The organism is Amorphus sp. MBR-141, assembly GCF_053628695.1.
On sequence record NZ_JBRJGW010000001.1, the window covers coordinates 232,365 to 258,311 of the forward strand.

Consider the following 25,947-nt stretch of genomic DNA (forward strand, 5'->3'; position numbering starts at 1 on the left):
AATGCAACACCCTTTCAACCGCCTGTGGGAAAATCGCCGGGGAGAATCCCGACGCCGCGCGCGGGCGCCCGCCGGCGGGACCGCCTTCCCCCGGACCACCCCGAATTCGGGGGGTAGGCAGGGATTTCACCGTGTTGTTATCTGGCGATGGCAACAAAACCTCCGGTCGCGCCACGGTGAAGCGCGGTGGTGCGCCGGGGGCCGTGCGCGCCGCCGCCTTTCGGCGGCGACAGCGAGGTCGGGGGAGGGGAAGCGGCATGGGCGTGCGGGGGATGGCGTTGTCACGCGGGGCGCTTGGCGGAGTGCTCCTCGTCGCTTGGGCCAGTGGCGCGGCGCTCGCCCAGGGCAGCACGTCGGAGGGCGGCTTCTTCGGCTGCGGCAAGCACGCCAATCCATGCGCGTACAAACACCTTCTTTCGGAGTTCATCGCCTACAAGAACGGCCCCGTCTCGCAGGGCAGCGTCCTCCAGGAGAACCTCAGCCTCGTCGAAAGCGTCTACGCCTCGCCGAGCTTCGGCGCCGTCACGACCACGATGACGGCGGCCGACATGCGCACCATCGCGGCCATCAACTCGCAGCTGCAGGACGGCCCGGCGGTGCCGGGAACGGCGAACACGAACCCGGACTATCCCTACGTCCCGGTGTTCAACGTCTGGAAGATGGCCGACTGGACCATCTCGACCACCGCCGGCGGCGGCACCCCGAGCGACGGTTTCAGCGTCGGCGACCTGGTCACGCCCGGGACAGGGGCCGCGCCAGACAGCTTCTATGAGCTCATCATGGGCCTGGGGGGCGCGAGTGCCGGCCAGGCGAAGGACTATTATTCGGCGGTGTCGAACGCCTACATCAACTACCCGAACCCGGCCGGCGGGGCCTACCCGCCGGGGGTGGCGGACCCGCGTCCCTTCCTGACCTCCGCCTCGATTGGTGGGACGCCGTGGACCGCGCTGACCGGTGCCAGCCAGCTGCCTGCGTCATACGCCATCTCGATCCAGCAGGACGCCAACCCGAGCTTCGCCGACACCTCGGCCCCGCACGGCACGCTGCAGGCGCAGGACTGGGGCGGCTACGTCGATAGCGCGTCGTTTCCGAGCGGTCACAGCACCTACGGGATGGAGATTGGACTCACTTCGGCGATCGTCGCGCCCCGGTACTACAAGGACCTGGTGATGGCCGGCGCCGAGTTCGGCCGCAGCCGCAACATCTTCGGCATTCACTACCCGCTCGACGTGATCGGCGGCCGCATGCTCGGAACCTTCAACGTCGCCTATACCATCGCCCTGATGAATGCGGAGGCCGGCACGGGCGGGGCGGGATCGATCGGGCTCGCGGCGCTTCCGGCGCTCTTCCAGCAGGCGAACGCCGATCTGGGCGTGGCGCTCGGCGGGGATGCCGGCTTTCTGAACGAATCCCCCTACGCGGACGTCTGCGCCGCCAACGGCCTCGCCGCCTGCATCGCCTCCGGCGCCATCCCGTCGGCCCAGGCCTTCCGGAACCTGCGCACCCAGTACGTCAACCTCGCCACCTACGGCGACGTGGCCAACGGCAACGGCGGCACCGGGTTCACGCCCGGCGCGTCCGCCGGCCGCGTGATGGGGTCGACGGCCACCGAGCAGGCGACACTGGCCGCGGCCGCACCGCTGCTCGCCAGCCGCTTCCCCTATCTGGATGCCGACCAGCGGGCGGAAGTGCTGCGCACCACGGCGCTCGCCTCCGGCGGACCGCTGGACAACGGCTCCGGCTGGGATCGGCTCAACCTCTTCGCCGCCGCCGACGGCTATGGCAGCTTCGCCTCCAACGTCGCCGTGACGATGAATGCTGCCCAGGGCGGCTACAGCGCCTTCGACGTCTGGGCGAACGACATCTCCGGCGCCGGCGGCCTGACCCTTGGCGGCACCGGCACACTCGTCCTCGCCGGCGACAATTCCTATTCCGGCGGCACCACGGTTGCGGGCGGCACGCTCGGCCTGTCCGGCAGCCTCGCCGGCGCCGTCACCGTCGCGCCCGGCGCCACCTTCTACAACGCCGGAACCGTGACGGCGCTCGCCAGCTCGCAGGTCTCCAACGCCGGAACGCTGACCAACGACGGCACCATCACCAGCGCCGTCGTCAATGCCGGCCTGCTCGGCGGCAACGGGACGATCAACGGCACGCTCACCAACTCCGGCACGCTGTCGCCGGGGAATTCGGTCGGGACGGTCCGGGTCAACGGCGCGGTGACCTTCCTGCCCGGCTCCACCTACGCGGCCGAGATGGAGCCCGGCGGCGTCAGCGATCTGGTCGCCGCGACCGGGACGGTGACGATTTCCGGCGGCACGCTGCAGCTTCTCGCCGCGCCGGGGCTCGCCTTCGGCTTCGACACCATGACGCTGCTGACGGCGGGTGGCGGGCTGAGCGGCAGCTTCGACGCAGTTTCCGATCCCTTCGCCGACGAATATCCCTACCTCGACGTGACGCTGGTCTACACGCCCTCGGGCGTCATGGTGGAGAGCGTGCGCAGCAGCGTCGATTTCCGGACCTACGCGACCACGCCCAATCAGCTCGCCGTCGCCACCGCCCTGGATTCACTGCCGGCGACGGCGCCGATCGTGGAAGAGGTCGCCGCCCTCAACGCAGCGACCACGCCCGGCGCGCTCGACCAGCTCTCCGGCGAGGCCTACGCCACGACGGCGACGTCGATGGTCGAGGACAGCAAGTTCGTCCGCGACGCGGCACTCGCCCGGATCCGCGGCGCCTTCGGGCGCGTCTCCGCGCCGGCCATGAGCGTGCTGGCCTATGGCGAGACCGGCGCCGCACCGATCGCCGCCGCGGCGGCGACGCCGTTCGCGGCGTGGGGCCAGGGCTACGGCTCGTGGGCGAATTATGATGGCGACGGCAACGTCGCGTCGGCCGACCGGACCATCGGCGGCTTCGCGGTCGGCATCGACCACACCATCGGCGATGCCGTTCGCCTCGGCGTGCTCGCCGGCTATGCCCAGTCGAGCGTCGACGTCGACGCGCGCAATTCCTCTGCCGACGTGGAAACCGCCTCAGTGGGCGCCTATGGCGCGACCCGGCTGGGGGGCTTCACCCTGTCGGGCGGCGGCGCCTACGCCTGGCACACGACCGACATGGACCGCTCGGTCGCCTTCACCGGCTTCAGCGATTCGCTGTCGGCCGACACCGATGCCCACAGCGTCCAGCTGTTCGCCGAGGCGGCCTACGGTTTTGGGCTTGGCCGGGCCCGCCTCGAACCGTTCGCCGGCATCGCGTTCGTCCATCTCGACACCGACGGCTTCACCGAGACCGGCGGTGCGGCGGCGCTGACCAGCCCGGGCTGGACCGACGACACCACCTTCACCACCCTCGGCCTGCGCGCCGCGACCGATGTGCGGATCGCCTCGATGAACGCGCGGCTGTCCGGCGGCGTCGGCTGGCGCCACGCGTTCGGCGACGTCGACACGCCGGCGCCGATGGCGTTCGCGAGCGGCGGGTCCGTCTTCGGCGTCGCCGGGCAGGCGATCGCCGAGGATGCGCTGATGCTCGACGCGGGTCTGGATGTCGCGCTCGGCACGCGGGCGACCCTCGGCCTCAGCTACGCGGGCCAGATCGCCGATGGCGCCAGCGACCAGGGGCTGCGCGGCAATTTCACGCTGCGTTTTTGACGCGCCTGCCGAGCTGGCCGCTGTGGAGCCTTTTCCGATCGGGTGGGCCGACCCGATCGATGAGCAATCGCTCCAACTGTCTGTCTTGACGCGTTTGCGAACGGAGAACCGGGATCCACTTCACCGGGAAGCGCTCTAGACGGGCTTGAACCGGCGGCCCTGCAGCGACATGGCGAACCGCGTCGGCGTCCGCGAGAAGGCCGCCAGGCCCTCCAGCGCCGGGCGGTCGTGGGTGACCAGCGACGTCGGGATCGTCTTCATGATGGCCTCGTGGGGCGCCTTCGCCTCGAACGCCCTGCGGAAGTGGCCGTCGGACAGGAAGCGGGTGATCTTCGGGCCGATGCCGCCGGCGATGTAGACGCCGCCGTGGGCGAGGAAGATCAGCGCCAGATCGCCGGAGAACCGCCCGAGATAGGTGCAGAACAGCCGCATCGCCTGCAGCGCTGCAGCGTCGCCCGCCATGGCGAGCTCGCTCACGTGCTCGGGCGTCGCGGGTTCGGCCGACAGCCCTCCCATCGCGCAGATGCCCCGGTAAAGGCGCACGATGCCGGCGCCGGAGAGCAGCGTCTCCGTGGTGATGCGTCCGTGGAAGCGCTCCAGGTGCGGCCACAGTGCGAAGTCCTCGTCGGTCTCGGGTCCGAGCGCCACGTGGCCGCCCTCGCCGGGGATCGGCGTCAGCCGTCCGGCGGCCGACACCAGCGAGGCGACGCCGAGCCCGGTGCCCGGGCCGATCACCACCCTGGGTGCGTTCTCCCGCGCCTCGCCGCCACCCATCTGGACCAGGTCGGTCTCCTCCAGGGAGGGGAGGGCGAGCGCCAGCGCCTCGAAATCGTTGATGACGACGACGTCGCGAAAGCCAAACGTCTCGATCAATGCCTCGGGCTCGATTGTCCACTCGGCATTGGTGAGCTTGATCGGCGGCAGGTCGACCGGTCCGGCGATGGCCATCACGATGGACTTCGGGAGCAGCGAGGTGTGGGCGAGAACGGCCTGCTCGATCGCCGCCACCGGGGTCGGAAAGTCGGCGGTCGTCACCGTCGGGAAGTGCTTGAGAGCCCCGTAGGCGTCAGAAATCAGCGCGAAGCGGGCGTTCGTTCCGCCGATGTCGGCAATCAGGATGGGGAAGGCGAGCGGCTCGTTGTCACCGTGCTGTCGCGCCATGTGCATTCCTTGAAGCTGCTCGGATCAATCGTAGGGGACAACGCACGAAGTCCAGACAGGATCGCACGGAAAATGGAGATTTCGCCGCCATCGCGACGCACGAGCTGCGGTTGTCCCCATTTGGCCGTGCCCGGGCGCTTCGGTCAACGTGCTTGACCGAAAGAGAAGTTTTGCAATGGCAACGCGCGGCGGTCGGCACGATATGTCACGGACGGCAATCGTCCCAGGAATGTGCAGTCCATCATGGCCATCCCCTTGAACCGCGCCTCCCACATCCGGCTCACCTCTCACCCCGGCGCCGGCGCGCCCGTGCGCTTTCCGATTCGGTGGGGCGCGGCGACGGCCTCCGAGCGCGGCCCGGTCATCGGCTCGGTCACGCGGCCGTCCGACCGCAACGTGATCGGCACCCACGGCGGCGCCTATTCCCTCTACCGGGCGCTGGCGGTCACGGCCGGCGCCCTCAACCCGATCCAGCGGCCGGATCTGGCCAACACCTCGCCCGTGGTCGACATTCCGGCCACCGATGCCTGGCGCGATCCGGCCGCGATCGTGGCACTCGACCCGTGGGGGCACCTGGTGGGCGAGGCCTTCGGCGACCTGATCGCGGAAGGGGTCGACATCCGCCCGACGATCGCCGTCACCCGGTCGCGGCTGCACATGGCGGAAATCGCCAACGCCATCTCCGAGGGCCGGCTCTCGCCCGACGGAACGGTCCTGAGGGCCGGCGGGGAGGTGGCCGTCACCAAGATCGCCATCGATCCGGTCTGGTATCTGCCGGGCATCGCGTCCCGCTTCGACGTCGCCGAAAGCGCGCTCCGCCGGGTGCTGTTCGAGCAGACCGGCGGCATGTATCCGGAACTGGTGACGCGGCCCGACATGCACGTCTTCCTGCCGCCGATCGGCGGGGCGACGGTCTATATCTTCGGCGATCCGGCCGGCCTCGCCGATCCGGCGCGCGCCGTCACCTGCCGGGTGCACGATGAGTGCAACGGCTCCGACGTGTTCGGCTCCGACATCTGCACCTGCCGCCCCTACCTCCTCCACGGCATCGAGGAATGCATCCAGGGCGCCCAGGCCGGCGGGACGGGCCTCGTCGTCTACAACCGGAAAGAGGGCCGGGCGCTTGGCGAGGTCACCAAGTTCCTCGTCTACAACGCCCGCAAGCGCACCGGCGACACCGCCGAGGCCTACTTCGAGCGGACCGAATGCGTCGCCGGCGTCCAGGACGCGCGCTTCCAGGAACTGATGCCTGACGTTTTCCACTGGCTGGGGGTGTCGCGCATCGACCGGTTCGTCTCGATGTCGAATATGAAGTACGACGCGATGATCAAGGCCGGCGTGGCGATCGGCGAGCGCGTGCCCATCCCGGAGGACAGGGTGCCCGCCGATGCCCACGTCGAGATCGAGGCGAAGAAGGCGGCCGGCTACTACACCCCGGAGCCCGCCAAGGCGGACGGCGGGCTCGCCACGGTCCGCGGACGGAGGATGGATGACGTCTGAACGAGAGGCCTACGCCGCGCTGATGCGCGCCGATGCGGTGCGCGCCGGGGCGGCCCGCATCTTCGCGCTGGCCGAAGGCGGTGCGCTTCCCGGCCTCACCCTGCACCTGGACCGGCTCGACGACGCGGCCGACCGGGTGGTGGCGGTGACGAAGGCGCGCTATCCGGATCTCTCCGTGCCGCTGCATTCCCGCTGGCGCCATTTCGAGACCGGTGGCCTCGACCGCTGGGGCATGCTGGCGGCTGCCCGCGAATTTTCCGATCCACGGCAGGCGGCGCGCGCGGCCGGCGATCTGGCGGTGGTGAGCGTGCTCCTCGATGCGGGCGCCGGGCCCGACTGGCGCTACCGGGAAGAGCTCACCGGGGAGTCTCATGCCCGCTCGGAAGGCCTCGCCATCGCCTCGCTGGCGATGTTCGCCGCGGGCCTCTTCTCCGGCGTGCCGGCCGATCCGCTGCGCGCCGACGCCGTCGTGCTGGCGCGCCTGACCGAGGCAGAACTCGCCGGCGGCATGCAGGCCGGGCCGGACAATCCCGTCGTCGGACTCGCCGGCCGCACCCAGCTTCTGGCGCGGCTGGCCCACGTCATGGAGAACCGCCGCGATGTCTTCGCCCTGGAGGACGACCCCCGGCCCGGCGGCCTGATCGACGCGCTGGTCGCCGAGGCGCGCGACGAGATGCTGCCGGCCGCGACCATCCTCGACGTCATCCTCGATGCGCTGACGCCGGTGTTTCCCGGCCGGCTCGAGCTCCTGGGGATGCCGCTCGGAGACGCCTGGCCGCACCCGTCGCTCGCCGGAGAGGATCCCTGGACGGGCCTCGTCGCCTTCCACAAGCTCTCCACCTGGCTGGCGCTGTCGCTGATCGAACCGCTCGACCTCGCCGGCGTCACGGTGACCGACCTCGACGGGCTTCCCGGCTTGGCGGAATACCGCAACGGCGGCCTGTTTCTCGACAGCGGCGTGCTGCAGCTGGAGGACCCGGCCGACGCGGCGCGGGAGCACGCCGTCGACAGCCCGCTCGTCGTCGGATGGCGCGGCATGACCGTGGCGCTGCTGGACCGGCTGGCGGATGCGGTCCGCCAGCGACTCGACATCAGCCCGGCGGCGTTTCCGCTTGCCTGCGTTCTGGAGGGCGGAAGCTGGGCCGCCGGCCGTGCACTCGCCTACGAGCGCCGCGCCGACGGCAGTCCGCCGCTGCGGATCGTCAGCGACGGTACCGTCTTCTGAACACGTTCCATGGCGCAGGCGAGATAGGACGGCACATGCAGGGCGTGACGGTGGTCGACCATCCGCTGGTTCGACACAAGCTGACCCTTCTGCGCAGGAAGGACACCTCGACGGCGAGCTTTCGGCAGCTGGTGCGCGAGCTGGCCGTGCTGCTCTGCTACGAGACCACCCGCGACCTGCCGATCGAGGATGTGGAGATCGAGACTCCCGTCGCGACGATGATGTCGCCGGTGCTGTCGGGAAAGAAGCTGGTGTTCGCGCCGATCCTGCGCGCCGGGACCGGGATGCTCGATGGCATGCTCGACCTCGTGCCGTCGGCGCGCGTTGCCCACATCGGGCTCTACCGGGACCCCGACACCCGGCAGGCGGTCGAGTACTACTTCAAGGCGCCGGAGGGGCTGAACGAGCGCCTCGCCATCGTCGTCGATCCGATGCTCGCGACCGGTCATTCCGCCATCGCTGCGGTCGACCGGCTGAAGGAAGCGGGCGCCGGCGAGATCCGCTTCGTCTGCCTGCTGGCGGCGCCGGAGGGGCTTTCCAATCTGCGCGACCATCACCCCGACGTGCCGATCTTCACCGCGGCGATCGACGACCGGCTGGACGAGAAGGCCTTCATCATGCCGGGTCTCGGCGATGCGGGCGACCGGCTGTTCGGAACGAAGTAGGCTGCCCTCGACTTCCACGTCGCGGACCAAGCCGCTGCGGGCGCCGCTATTTCGCCTGCAATCGAGTTTTCAACGCCGGTACGGTGCGCTACGAGAAGCCACCGAACAAAGACGGACCCGGACCGAGGATCTGCCCCATGTTTCCCACGCCGAAGCCGCAGCTGACGCCGAACACCTACGCCTACGAATCCGAGCCGATGGTCAAGGCGACCGGCTTTCGCGAGTACGATGCCCGTTGGATCTTCGGTGAGGAGATCAACGTCATGGGCATCCAGGCGCTCGGCATGGGCATCGGCACGCTCCTGAAGGAGATGGGCAAACCCCAGGAGATCGTCACCGGACACGATTTCCGCTCCTATTCCTCCTCCATCAAGATGGCGCTGGTCTCCGGCCTGATGGCGTCCGGCTGCAAGGTCCACGACATCGGCCTCGCCGTCACCCCGATGGCCTATTTCGCCCAGTTCGAGCTCGACGTGCCGGCAGTCGCCATGGTGACCGCCTCCCACAACGAGAACGGCTGGACCGGCGTGAAGATGGGCGCCGATCGTCCGCGCACCTTCGGCCCCGACGAGATGGGGCGCCTGAAGGAGATCGTGCTCGCCGCCGCGTTCGACCTGTCCGGCGGCGGATCCTACGAATTTGTCGAAGGCTTCGCCCAGCGCTACATGGACGACCTCGTCCAGAACCGGAAGATCAAGCGTCCGCTGAAGGTGGTCGCGGCCTGCGGCAACGGCACCGCCGGCGCCTTCGCGCCGGACGTCCTCGCGCGCCTCGGCGTGGAGGTGGTCCCGCTCGACACCGAGCTCGACTTCACCTTCCCGAAGTACAACCCGAACCCGGAAGACCTGGAGATGCTCCATGCGATCCGCGATGCGGTGCTGGAGCACAAGGCCGATGTCGGCTTTGGCTTCGACGGGGACGGCGACCGCTGCGGCGTGATCGACGAGAAGGGCCAGGAGATCTATGCCGACGTGGTCGGCGTGATGCTCGCGCGCGACCTCTCCAAGCTGCACCCGAACGCGACCTTCGTGGCCGACGTGAAGTCGACCGGCCTCTATCAGACCGATCCGGTGCTGAAGGAGAACGGCGCCCACATCGACTACTGGAAGACCGGCCACTCGCACATCAAGCGCCGCGTCACCGAGCTGAAGGCCATCGCCGGCTTCGAGAAGTCCGGCCACTTCTTCTTCAATCCGCCGGTCGGGCGCGGCTACGACGACGGCCTGATCTCGGCCATCGCCATCATGGAGATGCTCGACCGCAATCCGTCGAAGTCGATGTCGGACCTGCGTGGCGAACTGCAGAAGACCTGGCAGACGCCGACCATGTCGCCCCACTGCGACGACGAGACCAAGTACGGCGTCGTCGACAAGGTGGTGCAGCGCTTCCAGGACATGAAGGCGGCGGGCGAGACCGTTGCCGGGCACGCGATCGAGGACCTGATCACGGTCAACGGCGTGCGCGTCGTGTCCGACGACGGCACCTGGGGCCTGGTGCGGGCCTCTTCCAACAAGCCGGAACTCGTGGTCGTCATCGAGAGCCCGGTGTCCGAGGCGCGGATGCGCGAGATGTTCAAGGCCGTCGACGCCGTGCTGCGCGAGAACCCGGAAGTCGGCGCCTACAACCAGACGATCTGACCACGGAAAGGCGAGGTGCCGGGCAGGGGTGCCCGGTGCTTCAAGCCCACATCTGGCCGCGTGGAGGCATGTGCCGGTTCGGGTTTTTGAGCCGGGCTTGCCTCTACGGGGCAGTGCGTCAGCCGGTCGGCCGACTGGCAATCAGGTAGCGATACGCATAGTCGGCGACGATCACGCCGTTCTGGTTGCGGATGCGGCAGTTGAGCCGGGCGAATCCGCGCTCAGGCTTCGAGGCGGAGCGCTTCAGATCGCTCCACCAGGCATCGATGGTGAGGCGGTCCCCGGCCATCACCGGGTTCGAGAACGAGACCGAATCGAGCCCCAGTCCCGACACCACCACCAGACCCTTCTGCCCGTCCACCACCAGCCGCGTGCAGGCCGCCAGCGTGTGGATGCCCGAGGCGACGAGGCCGCCGAAGATCGAATCCTTGGCGTCGTCGGGATCGACGTGGAAGGGCTGCGGGTCGTAGGCCGTGCCGAAGTCGATGATGTCGGCCTCGCTGAGCGTCACCGACAGGGACGGCAGGTGTTCGCCCTCTTCGAGATCCTCGAAGTAGCGCCGGGCGGCCCGGTCACGCTTCGGTGCGCCGTCCAAACGTGTGGACGCTTCGCCTGCCGCCATCTGGGACTCCCTGTACACGTTTGTCGCCCGCGACCGGAATACGGCGGGTGGTTCATCAAGTCGTAGCATTTCCGGCAAAAGGCGATCCACTCTTTCGTCGGATGGGATCGCAAGAGCGTGGGATCGTTCGCCTTTCCGACGCCGGAATGCGGCGGGGGCGCTGGGAGATCTGCCGCATCGAACGGATGCGGCCCCGCGCCCGGTTTCTCGGGCGGCGGGGCCGCAGGACGTTTCAGAGGCATCCTGAACGACGAACGGCACGGCTCCGGGAGGAGCCGTGCCTTTCGGTCATCTGTCAGGGACGAGCCACGAGCCACTGCCAGGCACCACGCGTGGCGCTGACGATACGGCTGGGGGACTTCGATCCCTCGTCTTTCGGCGACCGGACATAGAGTGCGCGGCCGAGGATGAGTTCGTTCAACATGGGGGCCTCCGTTTTTCTCTGTTGTGCCTGGACCCTAATATGCACCCCGTGCGCCTAATTTCAAGAAAAAAGTGCAACGGGTGCGTTTTTATCCATGGGATGGCGGAATTCCGCGCAAAATTAGAGCAACCAGTGCGCTTTCGCTCTCCGGGAGAGAAGGAATGCGGACCCCATTCAAGCGTGTGGCACGTGGCGCACGGCGTCGCGGTTCTCTCACGCCGGGCTGGCGCCAGCCTGACCTCCCGATAATTCGCCGCAATTCGCTTAGAAGAAATTAACCCTGGAGCCTGATTCGCCGGGGTTCGATGCAGTCCAGGCGGGCCGGTTAACGCTTGCGCAAGGGGCCGATCCCCATGGTCCTGCTTGTGAGGCAGTCGTCACGAGTGAGCCAGAAGAAGATCGGCGTGGCGGAATACAAGCGAACAAGCGGGAGTAGGGTCATGCGGACCCAAGTCAAACAGTTGAACCCGATGGGACGGGTTGGAAGTTCAGGCGAGCTTGGGCTCGTCGCGGCACTTCTCGCCTCGGCCATCGCCGTCGCCCTGATGGCGGTTGGCGGCCCAATCGTGGGTCTGGTGGGCTGGATATTCGGGGCGGGAATCTGATCGCTCCATGACAGAAGACGGCGGCGGGCCGCCCGCCGCCGTTCGTGGAAGGGCTCTCCCTTTCAGTCGTCCGACAAGCTGCTAAAAGGACTCCGGACCGTTCGCCGCCCGCACCGGGCGCGCGAGGCGTGCCCGGATCGCCAGGGAGTGCAGAAGTTGGACGCGTGTCTCGTCGAGACCTCGGCTGAAGCCGGGGCTATCCCCATCTACGCCGCCACCGCCGCCAATGCCGCCAGCGTCGTCGAGGGCCTTGCCCCGCCGATGGCGGACTGGGCGCGTGTCAACGGCTTTGCCGGCAAGGCCGGCAGCGTGCTGGCGCTTCCCGGCCCGGACGGGGGAATCGGCGCAGCTCTTCTCGGCCTTGGGAACGGAGATTCGGATCCGTTTGCCGCCGCCGCCCTCCAGAAACTCCCGGCCGGCACCTACCGCCTCGAGAGCGGCTTCGACGATCCGACCCAGGCCGTGCTCGGCTTCGCGCTCTCGGCCTATCGTTACGAGCGCTATGTCGCCTCGAAGGACAAGGCCGTCCGCCTCGTCGTGCCGGCGTCGGTTGACGGGGCCGATGTGGACCGCATGGTCGCCGCGGCCCGGCTGACCCGCGACCTGGTCAACACGCCGGCCAACGAACTCGGACCGGCCGAGGTCGCCGCGGCGGTGCGCCGGGTGGGCGAACGCTACGGCGCCACCGTGACCGTCATCGAGGGCGAGGCGCTTGAGGAGGGGTTCCCGCTCATCCATGCCGTGGGCGCCGCGAGCCCGCGCGCGCCGCGCCTCGTCGACCTCAAATGGGGGCCGGAGGACGCACCGAAGGTGACACTCGTCGGCAAGGGCGTGGTGTTCGACACCGGCGGCCTCGACATCAAGCCACCGAGCGCCATGCTGCTGATGAAGAAGGACATGGGCGGGGCTGCCCACGCCCTGGGGCTGGCCCAGATGATCATGGACGCAGCCCTGCCGGTGCGGCTTCGGCTGCTCGTCCCGACCGTCGAAAACGCCATCGCCGGCAATGCCTTCCGGCCGGGCGACGTGTTCAAGAGCCGCAAGGGACTCTCGGTCGAGATCGGCAACACCGACGCCGAGGGCCGCCTGATCCTCGCCGATGCGCTGGCGCTCGCCGACGAGGAGGCGCCCGAGCTGATGATCGATTTCGCCACGCTCACCGGCGCCGCGCGCGTGGCGCTCGGACCCGAGCTGCCGGCGCTGTTCACCGCCGACGATGCGCTCGCCGAGGCGATCGCCCGCCACGGCATGGCGGTCAACGACCCGAGCTGGCGGCTGCCGCTGTGGCCCGGCTACCGGGCCTGGCTGAAGTCTGACATCGCCGACATCAACCACATCACCACGCAGCCGCTCGCCGGCGCGATCACCGCCGCACTGTTCCTCGAGCGCTTCGTCGAAAAGGCCGGCGCGTGGGTCCATCTCGACCTCTACGCCTGGTCGCAGAGCGACCGGCCCGGCCATCCGAAGGGCGCGGCCGCGCAGGCGATCCGTGGTCTTTATGCCCTGCTCAAGGAGCGCGCGGGAGCGACCCGATGAGCGCGGAAACCCTGGATCGCCGCGTGCACGCCACCCGTCCCGATCTCGCCGATGCCCGTCTCAAGGACCGGGTGAGTGCCGACCGGTTCGTGGAGGGCACGCTGCGCCGGGTGATCGCGGCGGTCGCCCCGATGCGGCGGGAACCCCGCGCCGACGGTCCGCTCGACACCGAGGCGCTCGTCGGCGATCTCGTGCGCGTCTTCGAGGAGACGGCCGAGGGCTGGGCGTGGTGCCAGCGCGAGGAGGACGGCTACGTCGGCTACATGCCGGGCGAGGATCTGGGGGCCTCCTATCCCGCGCCGACCCACCGGGTCACCGTGCCGGCAACCTTCCTGTTTCCGGGTCCGGACCTGAAGCTGCCGCCGCTTGCCACGCTGCCGATGGGCGCGTCGGTCGCCGTCGGCGGCCCCGAAATCCGCGGCGGCCTGGCCTACGCCAAGCTCGCCACCGGTGGTGCGGTCGTCGCCAAGCATCTGGCGCCGCTGGGCGAGACCGCGCCGGACTGGGTCGCCGTCGCCGAGACGTTCCTCGGAACGCCCTACCTTTGGGGCGGCACGACGCGTGCCGGCATCGACTGTTCGGGGCTGGTGCAGATCGCCTGCCGGATGGCCGGCATCGCCGCGCCCCGGGATTCCGACATGCAGGAGGCGGCGCTCGGAACGGCGGTGGAGGACAAGGGCCTGGCGCGCGGCGACCTGCTGTTCTGGCCGGGCCATGTCGGCGTGATGATCGACGACGGCCAGCTGCTGCACGCCAACGGCTTCCACATGATGACGGTCATCGAACCGGTGGCCGAAGCGCGCGAGCGCATCGCCGCCAGCGCGGGGCCGGTGCGCACCGTCCGGCGGATCCTGTCCTCGGCTCAATAGCCCCGGGTGCGATCCACGACGTTCTGGAGCGGGTCCCCGCGCTCGAACGCGGCGATCTGGGCCACGATGCCCCGGCAGATGGCGGGCGGGTTGCTCTCGGCTGCCACGTGGGGCGTGATCACCACCTCCGGCCGGTCCCAGAGAGGGCTCGTCGCCGGAAGCGGCTCGGTCTCAAACACGTCGAGGGAGGCGCCCTTCAGGGTGCCTGCTTCCAGCGCGGCGACGATGTCGGCCTCAATCTGCAGGCCGCCGCGCCCGGCGTTGATCAGCATCGGTCCGCCGAGCGCCCCGTCGCGGGCGAGCCGAGCAAACAGCGAGGCGTCGAGAAGGCCGCGCGTTTCCGGCGTCAGCGGCAGCAGCACCACCAGGATGTCGGTGCGCGCCAGGAAGCCGTCGAGCGCCGCGGCGCCGGAGACGACCTCGATCCCCTCGACGGTCTTCGCGGAGCGGTTCCAGCCGGTGACCCGGTAGCCGAGCCGCTGCAGCATGGCGGCGGCGTCGGATCCGAGCACCCCCATCCCCATCACGCCGACCCGGACCTCGTGCGCAGCCGGAAAGCTCTCGGAGACCCATTCGCGGGCCCGCTGCCGCGCCTGGAAGCGGAGTGCGCCGCGATGGTGGGTCAGGACCTGCAGCACGATCCACTCGGTCATGCGGCCGGTCATGTCGGGATCGACGACGCGCACGATCGGCCGAGCCGGCAGCGAGGTGTCCGCCAGCAGCGCGTCCACGCCGGCGCCGAGGTTGAAGATGACGTCGAGATTGGGGAGTTCGGCGAGCAGGTTGCGCGGCGGCTGCCAGACGACCGCGTAGCGGATGTCCGACGGGTCGTAGGCGTCGATGCCGTCGACGACGACCCGGCGACCGTCCGCGACGGCTTCCAGGTGGCGGCGCCACGGCTCGGGCGTGAAGCCCCGGGCGGCGAAGAGAATGCTCATGGCGATCAGGTGCCCGACGCGGGCGCCGAGATCAAGCGCGACGGCGGTTGGGACGTCATGCCTCGCCGGCCGCGCGGACCGGTGCGGCCGGCCCCTGGTCGTCCGGCTCGATGTCGAGAGCCTCGATCCGGCCGCCGCGCTTGGCGACCTTCTCCGCTGAGATGACGATCTGCTCGACGTCCCGCTGGGCCTGGCCGAAATGCTGCTGCAGCTTCATCACGCGCTCGGTCATCCGGTCCACGTCGTCCATCAGGTGGCCGACCTCGGCGCGGATGACGTGTGCCTCCTCGCGGATGCGGGCGTCGCGGATGACGGTGACGACCACCTGGATCGCGAGCTGCAGCAGCGTCGGAGAGAGGATCACCACCCGGGCCCGGTAAGCGCGCTGGACCACGTCGGGAAACCGGTCGTGGATCTGGCCGAACAGCGATTCCGACGGCACGAACACGAAGGCGAGGTCCTGAGTCTCCCCCGGGACGAGATATTTCTTCCGCACGTCGTCGACGTGCTTGATGAGGTCGCGACGCGCCGCCTGCTGCGCCTCCTTGAGGGCAGCGTCGGTGTCGGCCGCCTCGATGCGGGCGAAGGCCTCCAGCGGGAATTTGGCGTCGATGCACAGGACGGGGGCGCCGTTCGGCAGCCGGATCGTGCAGTCCGGACGCGCGCCGGTCGACAACGTCGGCTGGAAGGAGAAGGCGCCCTCCGGCAGCCCGTCGCGGATGATCGCCTCCATCCGCGCCTGGCCGAACGCGCCACGGCTCTGCTTGTCGGCGAAGATCCTCTCCAGCTGCGACACTTGGTCGGAGAGCCCCGACATGGTGCGTTGCGCACGGTCGATGACGGCGAGCCGTTCGTGCAACTGGCGCAGCGTCTCGTGGGTGGCGTTCGAGGCCTGCGACATCGACGAACCCAGCCGGTGGCCCATTCCGTCGAGGCGCTCCGACACCGCCTTTGTCAGCTCCGACTGGCGGCTGCCGAACACCTCCGCCACCGTCTGCAGCCGGCCGGACGTCTCCGCCTGCATGCGCAGGATCTGGGCCATCTGGACCTCCATCGCGCGCACCGTGTCGGCGTTGCCTGCGCCATTTCGGCCGGCCGCGAGCCGCAGCGTCACCAGCAGCAGGATGACGATCACCGCCATCGCGACGCCGAGCAGCGCCTCGATCTGGGTCACCGCGTGGCCTTGAAACACGAAGATCGGATCCGACATGGGCGGAGGATAGCTGATTCGCGGTTTGTTCCGCCCGTATGCGCGTGCTTCGCACCTGCGGGCGGGGAATGCGGGCCTGCGACCGGCCGATCCGTTGACCGAAAGCGTCGCAGCCAATAAATCGGCATGATGTCCAAACGATCGATCCTTCTGATACCGGACCCTACGCTCCGCAAGGTCGCCGCTCCGGTCGGCGCGGTGGATGACGGCGTGCGCGCCCTCATCGACGACATGCTGGAGACCATGTACGCGGCACCTGGCATCGGTCTGGCCGCGCCGCAGATCGGCGTCCTCGACCGCGTCATCGTCTGCGACGTGGGAGGCGAGGACGAGGAAGAGCGGCGGCCGATGGCGCTGGTGAACCCGGAGGTCATCTGGAGCTCAGAGGAACTGCGTATCCACCAGGAGGGCTGCCTCTCCATTCCCGAATACTATGAAGACGTCGAACGGCCGGCCGAGGTCGGCGTGCGGTTCCTCGACCGCCACGGAGAGGTTCGGGAGATCAAGGCCGGCGGCATCCTCGCCACCTGTCTTCAGCACGAGATCGACCATTTGAACGGCGTCCTGTTCATCGACTATCTGTCGCGGCTCAAGCGCGACCGGATTACCAAGAAGTTCGCCAAGCAGGCGCGGCAGGCCGCGACCGAAAAAGCCTGATCCTTGCTGCCGCGCAAAGCGGCGGCGATCACAGCACGGGACATCCGATGCCGCTCAGGCTCGTCTTTATGGGCACGCCCGATTTCGCCGTGCCGGCGCTCACCGAGATCGTCGGCCAAGGCCACGACGTCGCCGCTGTCTACACGCGCGCGCCAGCTCGTGCCGGGCGGGGCATGGAGGCGCGCAAGTCACCCGTCCACGAGGCGGCCGAACGCTTCGGCCTGCCGGTGCTCACGCCGTCGACCTTGAAGGGCGATGAGGCGGCCGCCGCCTTCGCAAGCCACGGCGCCGATGCGGCCATCGTCATTGCCTACGGCATGATCCTGCCGCGCTCGATCCTGGAGATCCCCGAGGCCGGGTGCTTCAACGTCCATGCTTCGATCCTGCCGCGCTGGCGCGGTGCCGCCCCCATCCAGCGCGCGATCATGGCCGGCGACCGGGAGACCGGCGTTGCGGTCATGCGGATGGAGGCGGGCCTCGACACCGGCCCGGTCTGCATGATCGAGAAGGTGGCGATCGGCGACGAGATGACCGCCTCCGACCTGCACGACGTGCTGGCCCGCCTGGGCGCGGACCTGATGGTGCGGGCGCTGGGCGCCATCGAGCGCGGGACGCTCGACGCCGTGCCCCAGAGCGACGAGGGCGTCACCTACGCCGAAAAGATCTCCAAGGCCGAGGCGCGCATCGACTGGTCGCGGCCGGCATCCGTGGTCCACGATCAGATCCGCGGCCTGTCGCCGTTTCCGGGCGCCTGGTGCGAGATCGACACGGGCGGGAAGACCGAACGCATGAAGGTCCTTCGCAGCCGCCGCGAGGAGGGGGCTGGTGCCCCCGGGGCGGTGCTCGATGGCGAGGGACTGGTGGCCTGCGGCGAGGGCGCGGTGCGGCTGGTGCAGGTGCAGCGTGCCGGCAAGGCGCCGATGGCCGCCGACGAGGTCTTCCGCGGCCTGCGGCTGGCGCCCGGGGCCGCGCTTCTCTGAGCAAGGTCGGGGCGCAGGTTGCGGTTGTCCGGCCAAAACCGGATCGCAGGAATGGCCGGATCTTGCCGCTTCCGGCAGGCCCGGCTCATTGCCCGGGAGGGGCGGCGCTCGCCGTTCGCCCGCAGTTGAAAGCACGTGTCGGATGCCCCGCTACAAGCTGACCATCGAATATGACGGCTGGCCGTTCGTCGGCTGGCAGCGCCAGGCCGAGGGGCTGTCCGTGCAGGGCCGGCTGGAGGAGGCGATCAGCGCGTTCGCCAGCGAGACGGTCACCATCGGCGGGGCGGGGCGCACCGATTCCGGCGTCCATGCCCTCGGCCAGGTCGCCCACGTCGACCTCGCCCGGGAATGGCCCGACGACACCGTCCGCGACGCCACCAACGCGCATTTGCGCCCGGATCCGGTGGCGGTGATCGCGGCGGAGCGGGTGGCCGACGGTTTCGATGCGCGCTTCTCCGCCACGGCGCGGCACTATCTCTACCGGATCGTCAACCGCCGGGCGCCGCTCACTTTGGAGGCGGGTCTCGCCTGGCAGGTATCGGCTCCCCTCGATGCCGGGGCCATGCACGCCGGTGCGCAGCGGCTTCTCGGCCACCACGACTTCACCACCTTCCGCTCGACCCACTGCCAGTCGGCGAGCCCGGTGAAGACGCTGGACCGGCTGGACGTCATGCGCGCCGCCGACGAGATCACCGTGATGGCCTCGGCCCGGTCGTTCCTGCACAATCAGGTGCGCTCGCTGGTGGGCTCGCTCGTGCAGGTGGGCACCGGAAAATGGCGCCCCGCCGATCTGGAAGCCGCCCTCAAGGCCGCCGACCGCACCCGCTGCGGCCCCGTCGCACCGCCCGACGGGCTCTATCTGCTGCGCGTCGACTACTGAACGCACGTCGCGCTCGCGCGCAGCCGGTCTGATGCCGGAGCCCTTCCCACTGTCCTTGTCAGGGGTTGGAAACCGTCCTATCCGGTCGAGAAGGAGTCGGGCCATGTCATGCGCTGCCCGCAACGCCCCGGTCCGGGGTGACCAGGCAGGAGGAACAGCCCCCAATGTCCGACTACGAGAAGCCCGCGCTGTGCGACCTGGTGCGCACGATCCCCGATTATCCGAAGCCCGGGATCCAGTTTCGCGACATCACCACGCTGATCGCCGATCCGGTCGGGCTGAGGACGGCCGTCGATGGCCTGCTCTGGCCCTATCTCAGGAAACCGGTCGACATCGTCGTCGGCATCGAGGCGCGTGGGTTCATCCTGGGCGGTGCGGTCGCCCACGAACTCGGCCGCGGTTTCGTGCCGATCCGCAAGAAGGGCAAGCTGCCGGGCAAGACCATCGGTCAGGACTACACGCTGGAATACGGTGTCGACACGATCGAGATCCATGCCGACGCGATCGAACCGGGGCAGCGGGTGCTGGTGATCGACGACCTGATCGCCACCGGCGGCACGGCGGACGCGGCGATCGAACTGCTGCGCCGCTCCGGCGCGGACATCGTCGGTGCGGCCTTCGTCATCGATCTGCCGGCGCTCGGCGGGTCGCGGAAGCTGCGCGAGAAGGGGCTGGTCGTCCACACTTTGATGTCGTTCGACGGAGACTGAAGCGCCGGCCGCCGGCATGTCGGCGGCCGGAGAGGGGGCGGCCGGCACGGCCCCCCAGCCTTGTGTGCCGGCCGCCGGCCCCGCAGCGGGCCCTGATGCCGGACGAGCCGGCATCCGTCGCGCGGGACGCGGTGCATCTCCGGCAAGACCGACCGACAGCATGGCTGGGCCCGCGCCTCGGAGGTTGCTGGATGCCCGACTTTAGCCTCGGGGCCCGGAAAGGTAGACCCCCGGAAAGTCGGAGGATGCGCACCAGCGCCACTTCCGCCCAAGCGGCCCCACCTCGGCGCTTCTGCTGGCAAGGGCGTCTGATTCGCACCGTTGCGCACGGTCACCTCGGACCGATCGCTTCGATCCGACCGGGAAAGCGCCGGCGGCCGCTCAGGTCGCCAGGTGGTGCAGCACGATCCCCGATGTCGTTGCCACGTTGAGTGAATCGAAGCGTTTCGACATCGGGATGCGCACGGTGGTCATGCGGGTCAGAACGTCGGCAGGCAGGCCGGGGCCTTCGGCGCCGAGAAACACTGCGGCGCGCCCCGGCGGCGGCATCGCGGACAGCGTCTGCGTGCCGGCGGGGGTCAGTGCCAGCGGTTCGATCTGCGCCTCTCTCAGGCCGTCCACCAGTTCCGACGTGTCGGAAAACCGCGCGAACGGCACCATCAGGCTGCCGCCGACGGAGACCCGGATCGCCTTGCGGTAGAACGGGTCGCAGGAGGTGGGGTCGAGCAGGACGGCGTCGGCGCCGAACGCGGCCGCGTTGCGGAAGATGCCGCCGACGTTGTCGTGGTTGGCAAGCCCGATCAGTACGGCGATCCGCGCCGGCCGACCGGCTGCCGGCAGCAAGTCGCGCCAGTCGGGCAGGGGGCCTCGATGGCCGTGGGCGAGCATCCCCCGATGCAGCGGAAAGCCGGCAACGGCGTCCATCACGCTTCGGCTCGCCGCATAGACGGGAAAGTCGGGCGTGGTGCCGGCAAGCAGCCGCTGCGCCGCCTCGATCCGGTTCTCCGCCACCAGCATCGAACGGGGACGGTACGGCGAGCGCTTCAAGAGGACGTCCAGCACCACCGCGCCCTCCGCGATGAAGCTCTCCTCGCGTCCGACGAGATCGCGCTCGCGGATGTCGCGATAGGCCGCGATCCGCGGGTCCTCCGGATCGTCGATCGATACGAAGAACGGGGTGCCGCCCCCCTGTGCCGCCGCGTCGGTCATCAGCGTGCCGTTTCGAGTTCTTCCTTCAGGATTTCCAGTTCAAGCCAGCGTTCCTCGGCCGCATTGCGTTCTGCCGCCTTGGCCGCCAGCTGATCCGTCGCCTTCTGGAAGGCGTCGGGATTCTGTGTGAACAGCGACGGATCGGCGAGCGTCGCCTGCAGCGCCGCCATCTCGGCGTCCAGCGCCTCGATCTTGCCCGGCAGCGTCTCCAGATCGTGCTTGTCGCGGAAGGAGAGCTTCCGCCGCTGATCGGCGCGGCCGCCCTTGCCGCTTCCCGAGCCGCCGCGCTTCCCGTCCGACATGCCGGCGTTCGTCGCATCGCCCGGCCGCGCCCCGCGCTGGGACAGCATGTCGGAGTAGCCACCGGCATACTCGATCCAGTTTCCGTCGCCCTCCGACGCCAGCACCGAGGTCACCGTGCGGTCGAGGAAGTCGCGGTCATGGCTGACCAGCAGCACGGTGCCGGAATAGTCCGCGATCAGCTCGGCAAGCAGATCGAGGGTCTCCAGGTCGAGGTCGTTGGTCGGCTCGTCGAGGATCATGACGTTCGACGGCCGGGCAAAGGCGAGCGCCAGCATCAGGCGGCCCCGCTCTCCCCCGGACAGCGCAGAGACCGGCGAGCGCGCCTGTTCGGGCAGGAACAGGAAGTCCTTCAGGTAGCCGGCCACATGGCGCGGCGTGCCGCCCACCATGATCGTGTCACTCGAGCCGCCGGTCAGCGTCTTCCACAGCGTCTCGGTGGGGTCGAGCGCCGCCCTGCGCTGGTCCAGCGAGACGAGTTCGATCTGGGTGCCGATGCGCACCTCGCCGGCATCGGGGGCGAGGCTGCCGGTGAGCAGGTTGATCAGCGTGGTCTTGCCGGCGCCGTTCGGGCCGACGATGCCGAGCCGGTCGCCGCGGTTGATCTTGATGGTGAGGTCGCTGACGATCGGCCGGCCGTCATAGGATTTGGAGATAGCCTCGGCCGCAACCACGCGCTTGCCGGACGATCCTGCCTCGCTGGCCACCATGGCCACGTTTCCGGTCGCGCGGCGCAGGTTCTGCCGCTCCTCGCGCATGGAATGCAGTGCACGCAGCCGGCCCATGTTGCGCTTGCGCCGGGCGGTGACGCCGTAGCGCAGCCACTCGTTTTCCTGGGCGATCCGCTGGTCCAGGCGGGAGCGTTCCTTCTCCTCCGCGGCGATCACCTCGTCGCGCCAGTCCTCGAAATGGGCGAAGCCCCGGTCGAGATGACGGGTCGTGCCGCGGTCGAGCCAGGTGGTCGAGCCCGACAGCGCTTCCAGAAACCGTCGGTCATGGCTGATCAGCACCAGCGCGCCGCGGCGCGCCTTCAGGGTTGCCTCCAGCCATTCGATCGCCGGCAGGTCCAGGTGGTTGGTGGGCTCGTCGAGAAGCAGCACGTCGGGTTCGGGCGCGAGTGCGCGGGCGAGCGCGGCGCGGCGCGCCTCGCCGCCGGACAGGCGACCCGGCTCCTCGTCGGCGGTGAGCCCCAGCGATTCCAGCAGGATCTGACCGGAGTGACTCGCGTCTCCCGGCGCCAGTCCGTCGTCGACATAGTCGCGCACGGTGGCGAAGCCGGTGAGGTCCGGCTCCTGCACGAGATAGCGGATGGTCGCGCCTGGCTGCACGAAGCGGCGGCCCGAATCGGCTTCCACGATGCCCGCCGCGATCTTCAGAAGCGTCGACTTGCCGGACCCGTTGCGGCCGACCAGGCAAAGGCGCTCCTGCGGCCCGAGCGTCATTTCGGCGCCGTCCAGCAAGGTCGTGCGGCCGAACGTGAGGTGGATGTCCTGAAGCGTCAGGATCGGGGGCTGGGCCATAGGTCTGGAACTCGGGAGCTGACGGCGTGGTTCGGGTGGCAGAGATAGACGCCGGGCAGGCGGGAAACAACGGGGGGTGCCGAAATGAGCCTCTGTCGCCATCCGCCGCAAAGACGCCGCCGCGCCGGCCATCGTCGCTCCGGTTAACCCGACATTAACCACGTTGGCGCGACCCTGTCGGTCGAGTTGAGCCGGATCCCGGGTCGGTGCCGGGGAACAACTGGAGGGACGGGGCATGACGGTCTACGCGGTCTACTACGGATCGAATGCGGCGCGCTCGAGCGCCTTCGACGCCGAGCTTGGCGAGCGCTTCGGCGACACCTACCGGGTCAGCGACGACTTCTGGCTCATCGACACTGCGCGCGAATCCGACACCATCTATGGCAGCCTGCGCGCCTCGGTCGGCCAGGGCGACCGGCTGTTCATCGCCGAGATCACCCGCGATTTCTTCCCCTGGCTGTCCCAGAGCGCGCTCGGCTGGCTGTTCTCGCCCCAGCGCTCATGGAAAGGCCGCTTCGTCGCCCGCGACGTCGCCGAGCGGATCTACGCCGCCGCCGCCTGAAGGCGCACCTTGGCTCCACGACCCCACGTCGCTTGAACGGCCCTGGCGGATCCCGCCGGGGCCGTTTGCGTTCGGACGCGACGCGGACGGGGTGAGCGGTTACGTTGCGGCACGAACAAGCAGAACACGGGGAGGAGCAAGCATGGCCGGACTGGTGATGAGCCTGATCGAGACCACGCTCGACGAAGCCGGCGGCGAAGCGGTGCTGCCCGCCGTCGCGCACCGCATGATCTACGTCGCCGCGGGGGATGTGACCGCCACAGACCGTCGCGACATCCGCCGTCTGGGCGAGAATGCGGGTGCCTATGCCCAGGGTGAGCTGACGCTGCGTGCCGATGTGCCGTCCCGGGTCTGGTCCTGGCAGTTGTCGCCGCAGGCGGCCGATCCTTCCGCGCTCGCCGGCTCCCATCTGAAGCTCGAGCGTCCGCTGGACGACATCGCGGTGCCTGGGCGCTACGTCATGCGCCTCGACCGCGTCGACTTCCCGCCGGGCGCGGTGGCCCACACCCATGTCCATCCCGGCCCGGGCATCCGCGTCGTGAAGAGCGGCGAAATCGAGATCCGCCAGACCGGCGAGACCCACCGCTACGGGGCCGACGAGGCCTGGTTCGAGCGCGGGCCCGATCCCGTCCTTGCTCCGACGACCGAGCGCGAGCCGACCACCTTCATCCGCTGCATGGTGCTGCCCACCGAGTGGCGGGGGCGCAACACCATCACCTATGTCGATCCCGCCGATGCGGACCGCCCCAAGCTGCAGCGCTACTTCCGCTTCATCGACACCCTGATCGAGGTCTGAGCAAAGCCGGAGAGCGAGGCTCTCCGGTTCAGGCCGCCGGGAAATAGGAGGCGAAGCGCGGGTCGGTGGCAATCTGCGCCAGGTAGTCGATGATGACGCTCGATTCCACCAGCACCCGGCCGTCGTGGACGAGGGTCGGCACCACGCCAGCTGGGTTGAGCTTCAGATAGTCCGGCTCCAGCTGCTCGCCGCGCACGAGGTCGAGCTCGACCGACGTCCAGGGCAGTCCCGTCTCGTGCATGACGAGACGGGCCTTGATCGAACAGACCGAGGTGCCTGCATGGTAAAGCGTCAGCATGGCGGCATCCCGGTGGTTTGCGGATGCGAAGGTTCGGAGGTTCAGAAGTCGACCCGGTCGCCGCCCTTCAGCGCCAGCATCTCGCGGGCTTCGTCCGGCGTCGCGATCTCGTGGCCGAGGTCCTCGATGATGCGGCGGATCTTGGTCACCTGCTCGGCGTTGGAAGCGGCCAACTGACCACGCCCAAGGAACAGCGAGTCCTCCAGGCCGACGCGGACGTTGCCGCCAAGCTGCACGGCGGTTGTCGCCAGCGGCATCTGCGCCGCCCCCGCGCCCAGCACGGACCACTGGTAATTGTCGCCGAACAGCCGGTCGGCGGTCCGCTTCATGAAGACGAGATTGTCCACCTCCGCGCCGATGCCGCCGAGGATCCCGAGCACGAACTGCAGGAAGATCGGCGCCTGGAACAGCCCCGTGTCCATGCCGAACTTCAGATTGTAGAGGTGGCCGACGTCGTAGCACTCGTGCTCGAACTTGATGCCCTTCGGTCCGAGCGTGTTCGCCACCTGGGCGATGTCGCGGAAGGTGTTGCGGAAGATGTAGGTGTCGGATTCGGCGACGTAGTCCTTCTCCCAGTCGAACTTCCAGCTGTCGTAGCGCTTGGCCAGCGGATGGAAGGAGAAGTTGATCGAGCCCATGTTGAGCGAGCACATCTCCGGCGAGAACCGGTTGGCCGGCGCGATGCGCTCCTCGATCGTGGTCTTCAGGCTGCCACCGGTGGAGATGTTGATGACCGCGTCGGTGGACTGCTTGATGACCGGCAGGAAGCGCTCGAAGTCTTCGGTGCTGATGGAGACCGCGCCGTTCGCCGGGTTGCGGGCGTGCAGATGCAGGATCGCCGCACCGGCCTCCGCCGCATCGATCGCCTGGCGGGCGATGTCCTCGGCGGTGTAGGGCAGGGCGTCCGACATGGTGGGCGTGTGGATCGCGCCGGTGATGGCGCAGGTGATGATCGTCTTCGGGCGCCCGCGGGCCATGGAAGTCTCCTGGGTTACGATGGTCTGGTGGTGACGCGGCGCCGGAGCGGGAAGATCTCCAGGCCGAAGCGGTCCGCGAGATAGCCCCACACGCCGCGCCGTGCGAACAGCATGATGAGAATGGCGAGAGCGCCGAGAGCGATCAGGTAGACCGCACCATAGTCGGCGAGCGTCTCGCGCAAAACGAAGAAGATGAGCGTGCCGACGATCGGCCCTTCGATGCGGCCGACCCCGCCGATGACCGCGATGAAGATGACGAACGCCGTCCAGTCGTTCACCGAGAACGCGGCCTCGGGCGAGATCCTGAGCTTGGTCAGGAAGATGAGCGCGCCGATCATCGCGGCCCCGGCCGCCGCGATCACGTAGACCAGCAGCTTCACCCGCCCGATGCGCACGCCGAGGCTCTCGGAGGCCCTTTCGCTGTCGCGGATGGCGGTGAGTGCCAGGCCGAGCCGCGAGCGCAGCAGGAGGTAAATCCCTCCGACGATCGCAGTGACGAGGGCCAGGGCCGCCCAGTAGGTGACGGCCTCGCGGGCGTCGCGGCCGTCGGCGATCGAGCGCACCACGTCGACGGGCAGCGATGAGCCCGATCCGCCGCCGAGCGCGGATATCTGGGCGAAGCCGAGGCGGGCCACCTCGGCCAGCACCCACGAACCGATGGCGAAATAGGCGCCGCGCAGCCGGAACAGCAGCAGGGCGGCCGGCACCGCGGCAAGGGCCGCGACGACGCCCGCGAGCGGGATCGCAAACAGCGGGTTGATGCCGACGAAGATCGCCAGTGCGAACAGCACGTAGCCTCCCAGTCCCACGAACGCGTGCTGGCCCACCGACACCAGCCCCGCATAGCCCGCCAGCAGGTTCCACAGGCTGGCAAGCCCGATATAGGCGAAGATCTCGATCATCAGCCGCAGATCGGCGCGTCCGGCCCACCACGGGGCGGCCGCCAGCACGGCGAGCACCAGCAGAAGGACGAGGCCGGCGCCCTGGCTGAAGGGGCTGGCGCGCTGGACGGTGATCGCCAT

Annotated in this window: 23 protein-coding genes; 14 read left to right on the forward strand and 9 right to left on the reverse strand. The window is 69.1% G+C overall.

What is annotated here, in order from left to right:
* The first annotated feature begins 257 nt into the window (after positions 1-257).
* Entirely contained in the window at positions 258-3,644 is a 3,387-nt protein-coding gene (locus ACSSVZ_RS01050; RefSeq protein ID WP_453967741.1) for an autotransporter outer membrane beta-barrel domain-containing protein, read from the forward strand.
* A gap of 135 nt (positions 3,645-3,779) precedes the next feature.
* Here ACSSVZ_RS01050 and glk read toward each other — a convergent pair whose 3' ends face one another.
* On the reverse strand, positions 3,780-4,805 hold the full coding sequence (gene glk, locus ACSSVZ_RS01055; RefSeq protein WP_453967742.1) for a glucokinase: 1,026 nt from the start codon (positions 4,803-4,805) through the stop codon (positions 3,780-3,782).
* Between the two features lie 243 nt (positions 4,806-5,048).
* Between glk and ACSSVZ_RS01060 the strand changes: the two genes are divergently transcribed.
* The 4 genes from ACSSVZ_RS01060 (at position 5,049) to ACSSVZ_RS01075 (ending at position 9,832) form a co-directional block, all read left to right on the forward strand.
* Positions 5,049-6,305, forward strand: coding sequence for a GTP cyclohydrolase II (locus ACSSVZ_RS01060; protein WP_453967743.1), 1,257 nt, complete (start codon positions 5,049-5,051; stop codon positions 6,303-6,305).
* Complete coding sequence (locus ACSSVZ_RS01065) at positions 6,295-7,530, forward strand: DUF1688 family protein (RefSeq protein ID WP_453967744.1); 1,236 nt, start codon at positions 6,295-6,297, stop codon at positions 7,528-7,530. Before ACSSVZ_RS01060 ends, ACSSVZ_RS01065 begins: the two co-directional genes overlap by 11 nt.
* Before the next feature lie 35 nt (positions 7,531-7,565).
* Positions 7,566-8,195, forward strand: a complete 630-nt coding sequence (gene upp / locus ACSSVZ_RS01070) for a uracil phosphoribosyltransferase (protein WP_453967745.1) — start codon at positions 7,566-7,568, stop codon at positions 8,193-8,195.
* A 137-nt stretch (positions 8,196-8,332) separates the two neighbouring features.
* Positions 8,333-9,832: a phosphomannomutase/phosphoglucomutase gene (locus tag ACSSVZ_RS01075; protein ID WP_453967746.1), complete on the forward strand. Its 1,500-nt coding sequence runs from the start codon at positions 8,333-8,335 to the stop codon at positions 9,830-9,832.
* 118 nt (positions 9,833-9,950) lie between these two features.
* Here the strand turns inward: ACSSVZ_RS01075 and ACSSVZ_RS01080 are convergent, their stop codons facing one another.
* Positions 9,951-10,454: a MaoC/PaaZ C-terminal domain-containing protein gene (locus tag ACSSVZ_RS01080; RefSeq protein ID WP_453967747.1), complete on the reverse strand. Its 504-nt coding sequence runs from the start codon at positions 10,452-10,454 to the stop codon at positions 9,951-9,953.
* Positions 10,455-11,318: 864 nt separating this feature from the next.
* Between ACSSVZ_RS01080 and ACSSVZ_RS01085 the strand changes: the two genes are divergently transcribed.
* From ACSSVZ_RS01085 to ACSSVZ_RS01095, 3 genes are all read left to right on the forward strand, one after another.
* Complete coding sequence (locus ACSSVZ_RS01085) at positions 11,319-11,483, forward strand: hypothetical protein (RefSeq protein ID WP_453961934.1); 165 nt, start codon at positions 11,319-11,321, stop codon at positions 11,481-11,483.
* Positions 11,484-11,639: 156 nt separating this feature from the next.
* On the forward strand, positions 11,640-13,019 hold the full coding sequence (locus ACSSVZ_RS01090) for a leucyl aminopeptidase family protein (protein WP_453968020.1): 1,380 nt from the start codon (positions 11,640-11,642) through the stop codon (positions 13,017-13,019).
* Positions 13,016-13,888: a C40 family peptidase gene (locus ACSSVZ_RS01095; protein WP_453967748.1), complete on the forward strand. Its 873-nt coding sequence runs from the start codon at positions 13,016-13,018 to the stop codon at positions 13,886-13,888. Before ACSSVZ_RS01090 ends, ACSSVZ_RS01095 begins: the two co-directional genes overlap by 4 nt.
* On the opposite strand, the gene ACSSVZ_RS01100 is transcribed toward ACSSVZ_RS01095, so the two are convergent.
* Together ACSSVZ_RS01100 and ACSSVZ_RS01105 are read right to left on the reverse strand one after the other, a co-directional pair.
* Complete coding sequence (locus ACSSVZ_RS01100) at positions 13,882-14,826, reverse strand: 2-hydroxyacid dehydrogenase (RefSeq protein WP_453967749.1); 945 nt, start codon at positions 14,824-14,826, stop codon at positions 13,882-13,884. The two genes, ACSSVZ_RS01095 and ACSSVZ_RS01100, sit on opposite strands and share 7 nt — an antisense overlap.
* Before the next feature lie 55 nt (positions 14,827-14,881).
* A complete protein-coding gene (locus tag ACSSVZ_RS01105) occupies positions 14,882-16,036 on the reverse strand; it encodes a DNA recombination protein RmuC (RefSeq protein ID WP_453967750.1) in 1,155 nt (384 codons plus the stop codon).
* 129 nt (positions 16,037-16,165) lie between these two features.
* On the opposite strand from ACSSVZ_RS01105, the gene def reads away from it, so the two are divergent.
* The 4 genes from def (at position 16,166) to ACSSVZ_RS01125 (ending at position 19,263) form a co-directional block, all read left to right on the forward strand.
* The gene (gene def / locus ACSSVZ_RS01110; RefSeq protein WP_453968021.1) at positions 16,166-16,693 is read left to right on the forward strand and encodes a peptide deformylase; all 528 of its coding nucleotides are present in this window, start codon (positions 16,166-16,168) and stop codon (positions 16,691-16,693) included.
* A gap of 47 nt (positions 16,694-16,740) precedes the next feature.
* Complete coding sequence (fmt, locus tag ACSSVZ_RS01115; protein WP_453967751.1) at positions 16,741-17,673, forward strand: methionyl-tRNA formyltransferase; 933 nt, start codon at positions 16,741-16,743, stop codon at positions 17,671-17,673.
* A 142-nt stretch (positions 17,674-17,815) separates the two neighbouring features.
* Positions 17,816-18,553 carry a tRNA pseudouridine(38-40) synthase TruA gene (truA, locus tag ACSSVZ_RS01120; protein ID WP_453967752.1) on the forward strand — a complete coding sequence of 246 codons (738 nt, stop codon included), beginning with the start codon at positions 17,816-17,818 and terminating at the stop codon, positions 18,551-18,553.
* 164 nt (positions 18,554-18,717) lie between these two features.
* Entirely contained in the window at positions 18,718-19,263 is a 546-nt protein-coding gene (locus tag ACSSVZ_RS01125; protein ID WP_453967753.1) for an adenine phosphoribosyltransferase, read from the forward strand.
* A 381-nt stretch (positions 19,264-19,644) separates the two neighbouring features.
* On the opposite strand, the gene ACSSVZ_RS01130 is transcribed toward ACSSVZ_RS01125, so the two are convergent.
* Together ACSSVZ_RS01130 and ACSSVZ_RS01135 are read right to left on the reverse strand one after the other, a co-directional pair.
* The gene (locus ACSSVZ_RS01130; protein ID WP_453967754.1) at positions 19,645-20,472 is read right to left on the reverse strand and encodes a TrmH family RNA methyltransferase; all 828 of its coding nucleotides are present in this window, start codon (positions 20,470-20,472) and stop codon (positions 19,645-19,647) included.
* Positions 20,472-22,292, reverse strand: coding sequence for an ABC-F family ATP-binding cassette domain-containing protein (locus ACSSVZ_RS01135; protein WP_453967755.1), 1,821 nt, complete (start codon positions 22,290-22,292; stop codon positions 20,472-20,474). Before ACSSVZ_RS01135 ends, ACSSVZ_RS01130 begins: the two co-directional genes overlap by 1 nt.
* 235 nt (positions 22,293-22,527) lie before the next feature.
* On the opposite strand from ACSSVZ_RS01135, the gene ACSSVZ_RS01140 reads away from it, so the two are divergent.
* Both ACSSVZ_RS01140 and ACSSVZ_RS01145 read left to right on the forward strand, forming a co-directional pair.
* The gene (locus ACSSVZ_RS01140) at positions 22,528-22,854 is read left to right on the forward strand and encodes a hypothetical protein (RefSeq protein WP_453967756.1); all 327 of its coding nucleotides are present in this window, start codon (positions 22,528-22,530) and stop codon (positions 22,852-22,854) included.
* 142 nt (positions 22,855-22,996) lie between these two features.
* Positions 22,997-23,650, forward strand: a complete 654-nt coding sequence (locus ACSSVZ_RS01145; protein WP_453967757.1) for a hypothetical protein — start codon at positions 22,997-22,999, stop codon at positions 23,648-23,650.
* Between the two features lie 28 nt (positions 23,651-23,678).
* On the opposite strand, the gene ACSSVZ_RS01150 is transcribed toward ACSSVZ_RS01145, so the two are convergent.
* From ACSSVZ_RS01150 to ACSSVZ_RS01160, 3 genes are read right to left on the reverse strand one after another with little or no spacing between them, the layout of a single operon-like run.
* Entirely contained in the window at positions 23,679-23,948 is a 270-nt protein-coding gene (locus ACSSVZ_RS01150; protein WP_453967758.1) for a glutathione S-transferase family protein, read from the reverse strand.
* Positions 23,949-23,989: 41 nt separating this feature from the next.
* Entirely contained in the window at positions 23,990-24,925 is a 936-nt protein-coding gene (locus ACSSVZ_RS01155) for a 3-keto-5-aminohexanoate cleavage protein (RefSeq protein ID WP_453967759.1), read from the reverse strand.
* A 14-nt stretch (positions 24,926-24,939) separates the two neighbouring features.
* Entirely contained in the window at positions 24,940-25,947 is a 1,008-nt protein-coding gene (locus ACSSVZ_RS01160; RefSeq protein WP_453967760.1) for a branched-chain amino acid ABC transporter permease, read from the reverse strand.

Excerpts from the sequence above, each read along its gene's own strand:
- ACSSVZ_RS01145 (WP_453967757.1), top strand. The coding sequence starts at position 22,997 with ATGGCCGGACTGGTGATGAGCCTGATCGAGACCACGCTCGACGAAGCC.
- ACSSVZ_RS01075 (WP_453967746.1), top strand. The coding sequence starts at position 8,333 with ATGTTTCCCACGCCGAAGCCGCAGCTGACGCCGAACACCTACGCCTAC.
- ACSSVZ_RS01140 (WP_453967756.1), top strand. The coding sequence starts at position 22,528 with ATGACGGTCTACGCGGTCTACTACGGATCGAATGCGGCGCGCTCGAGC.
- ACSSVZ_RS01130 (WP_453967754.1), bottom strand. The coding sequence starts at position 20,472 with ATGACCGACGCGGCGGCACAGGGGGGCGGCACCCCGTTCTTCGTATCG.
- ACSSVZ_RS01080 (WP_453967747.1), bottom strand. The coding sequence starts at position 10,454 with ATGGCGGCAGGCGAAGCGTCCACACGTTTGGACGGCGCACCGAAGCGT.
- ACSSVZ_RS01085 (WP_453961934.1), top strand. The coding sequence starts at position 11,319 with ATGCGGACCCAAGTCAAACAGTTGAACCCGATGGGACGGGTTGGAAGT.
- ACSSVZ_RS01105 (WP_453967750.1), bottom strand. The coding sequence starts at position 16,036 with ATGTCGGATCCGATCTTCGTGTTTCAAGGCCACGCGGTGACCCAGATC.
- truA (WP_453967752.1), top strand. The coding sequence starts at position 17,816 with ATGCCCCGCTACAAGCTGACCATCGAATATGACGGCTGGCCGTTCGTC.
- ACSSVZ_RS01100 (WP_453967749.1), bottom strand. The coding sequence starts at position 14,826 with ATGAGCATTCTCTTCGCCGCCCGGGGCTTCACGCCCGAGCCGTGGCGC.
- glk (WP_453967742.1), bottom strand. The coding sequence starts at position 4,805 with ATGGCGCGACAGCACGGTGACAACGAGCCGCTCGCCTTCCCCATCCTG.
- ACSSVZ_RS01155 (WP_453967759.1), bottom strand. The coding sequence starts at position 24,925 with ATGGCCCGCGGGCGCCCGAAGACGATCATCACCTGCGCCATCACCGGC.
- ACSSVZ_RS01060 (WP_453967743.1), top strand. The coding sequence starts at position 5,049 with ATGGCCATCCCCTTGAACCGCGCCTCCCACATCCGGCTCACCTCTCAC.
- upp (WP_453967745.1), top strand. The coding sequence starts at position 7,566 with ATGCAGGGCGTGACGGTGGTCGACCATCCGCTGGTTCGACACAAGCTG.
- ACSSVZ_RS01050 (WP_453967741.1), top strand. The coding sequence starts at position 258 with ATGGGCGTGCGGGGGATGGCGTTGTCACGCGGGGCGCTTGGCGGAGTG.
- ACSSVZ_RS01095 (WP_453967748.1), top strand. The coding sequence starts at position 13,016 with ATGAGCGCGGAAACCCTGGATCGCCGCGTGCACGCCACCCGTCCCGAT.
- def (WP_453968021.1), top strand. The coding sequence starts at position 16,166 with ATGTCCAAACGATCGATCCTTCTGATACCGGACCCTACGCTCCGCAAG.
- ACSSVZ_RS01150 (WP_453967758.1), bottom strand. The coding sequence starts at position 23,948 with ATGCTGACGCTTTACCATGCAGGCACCTCGGTCTGTTCGATCAAGGCC.
- ACSSVZ_RS01160 (WP_453967760.1), bottom strand. The coding sequence starts at position 25,947 with ATGGCGATCACCGTCCAGCGCGCCAGCCCCTTCAGCCAGGGCGCCGGC.
- ACSSVZ_RS01135 (WP_453967755.1), bottom strand. The coding sequence starts at position 22,292 with ATGGCCCAGCCCCCGATCCTGACGCTTCAGGACATCCACCTCACGTTC.
- fmt (WP_453967751.1), top strand. The coding sequence starts at position 16,741 with ATGCCGCTCAGGCTCGTCTTTATGGGCACGCCCGATTTCGCCGTGCCG.
- ACSSVZ_RS01125 (WP_453967753.1), top strand. The coding sequence starts at position 18,718 with ATGTCCGACTACGAGAAGCCCGCGCTGTGCGACCTGGTGCGCACGATC.
- ACSSVZ_RS01065 (WP_453967744.1), top strand. The coding sequence starts at position 6,295 with ATGACGTCTGAACGAGAGGCCTACGCCGCGCTGATGCGCGCCGATGCG.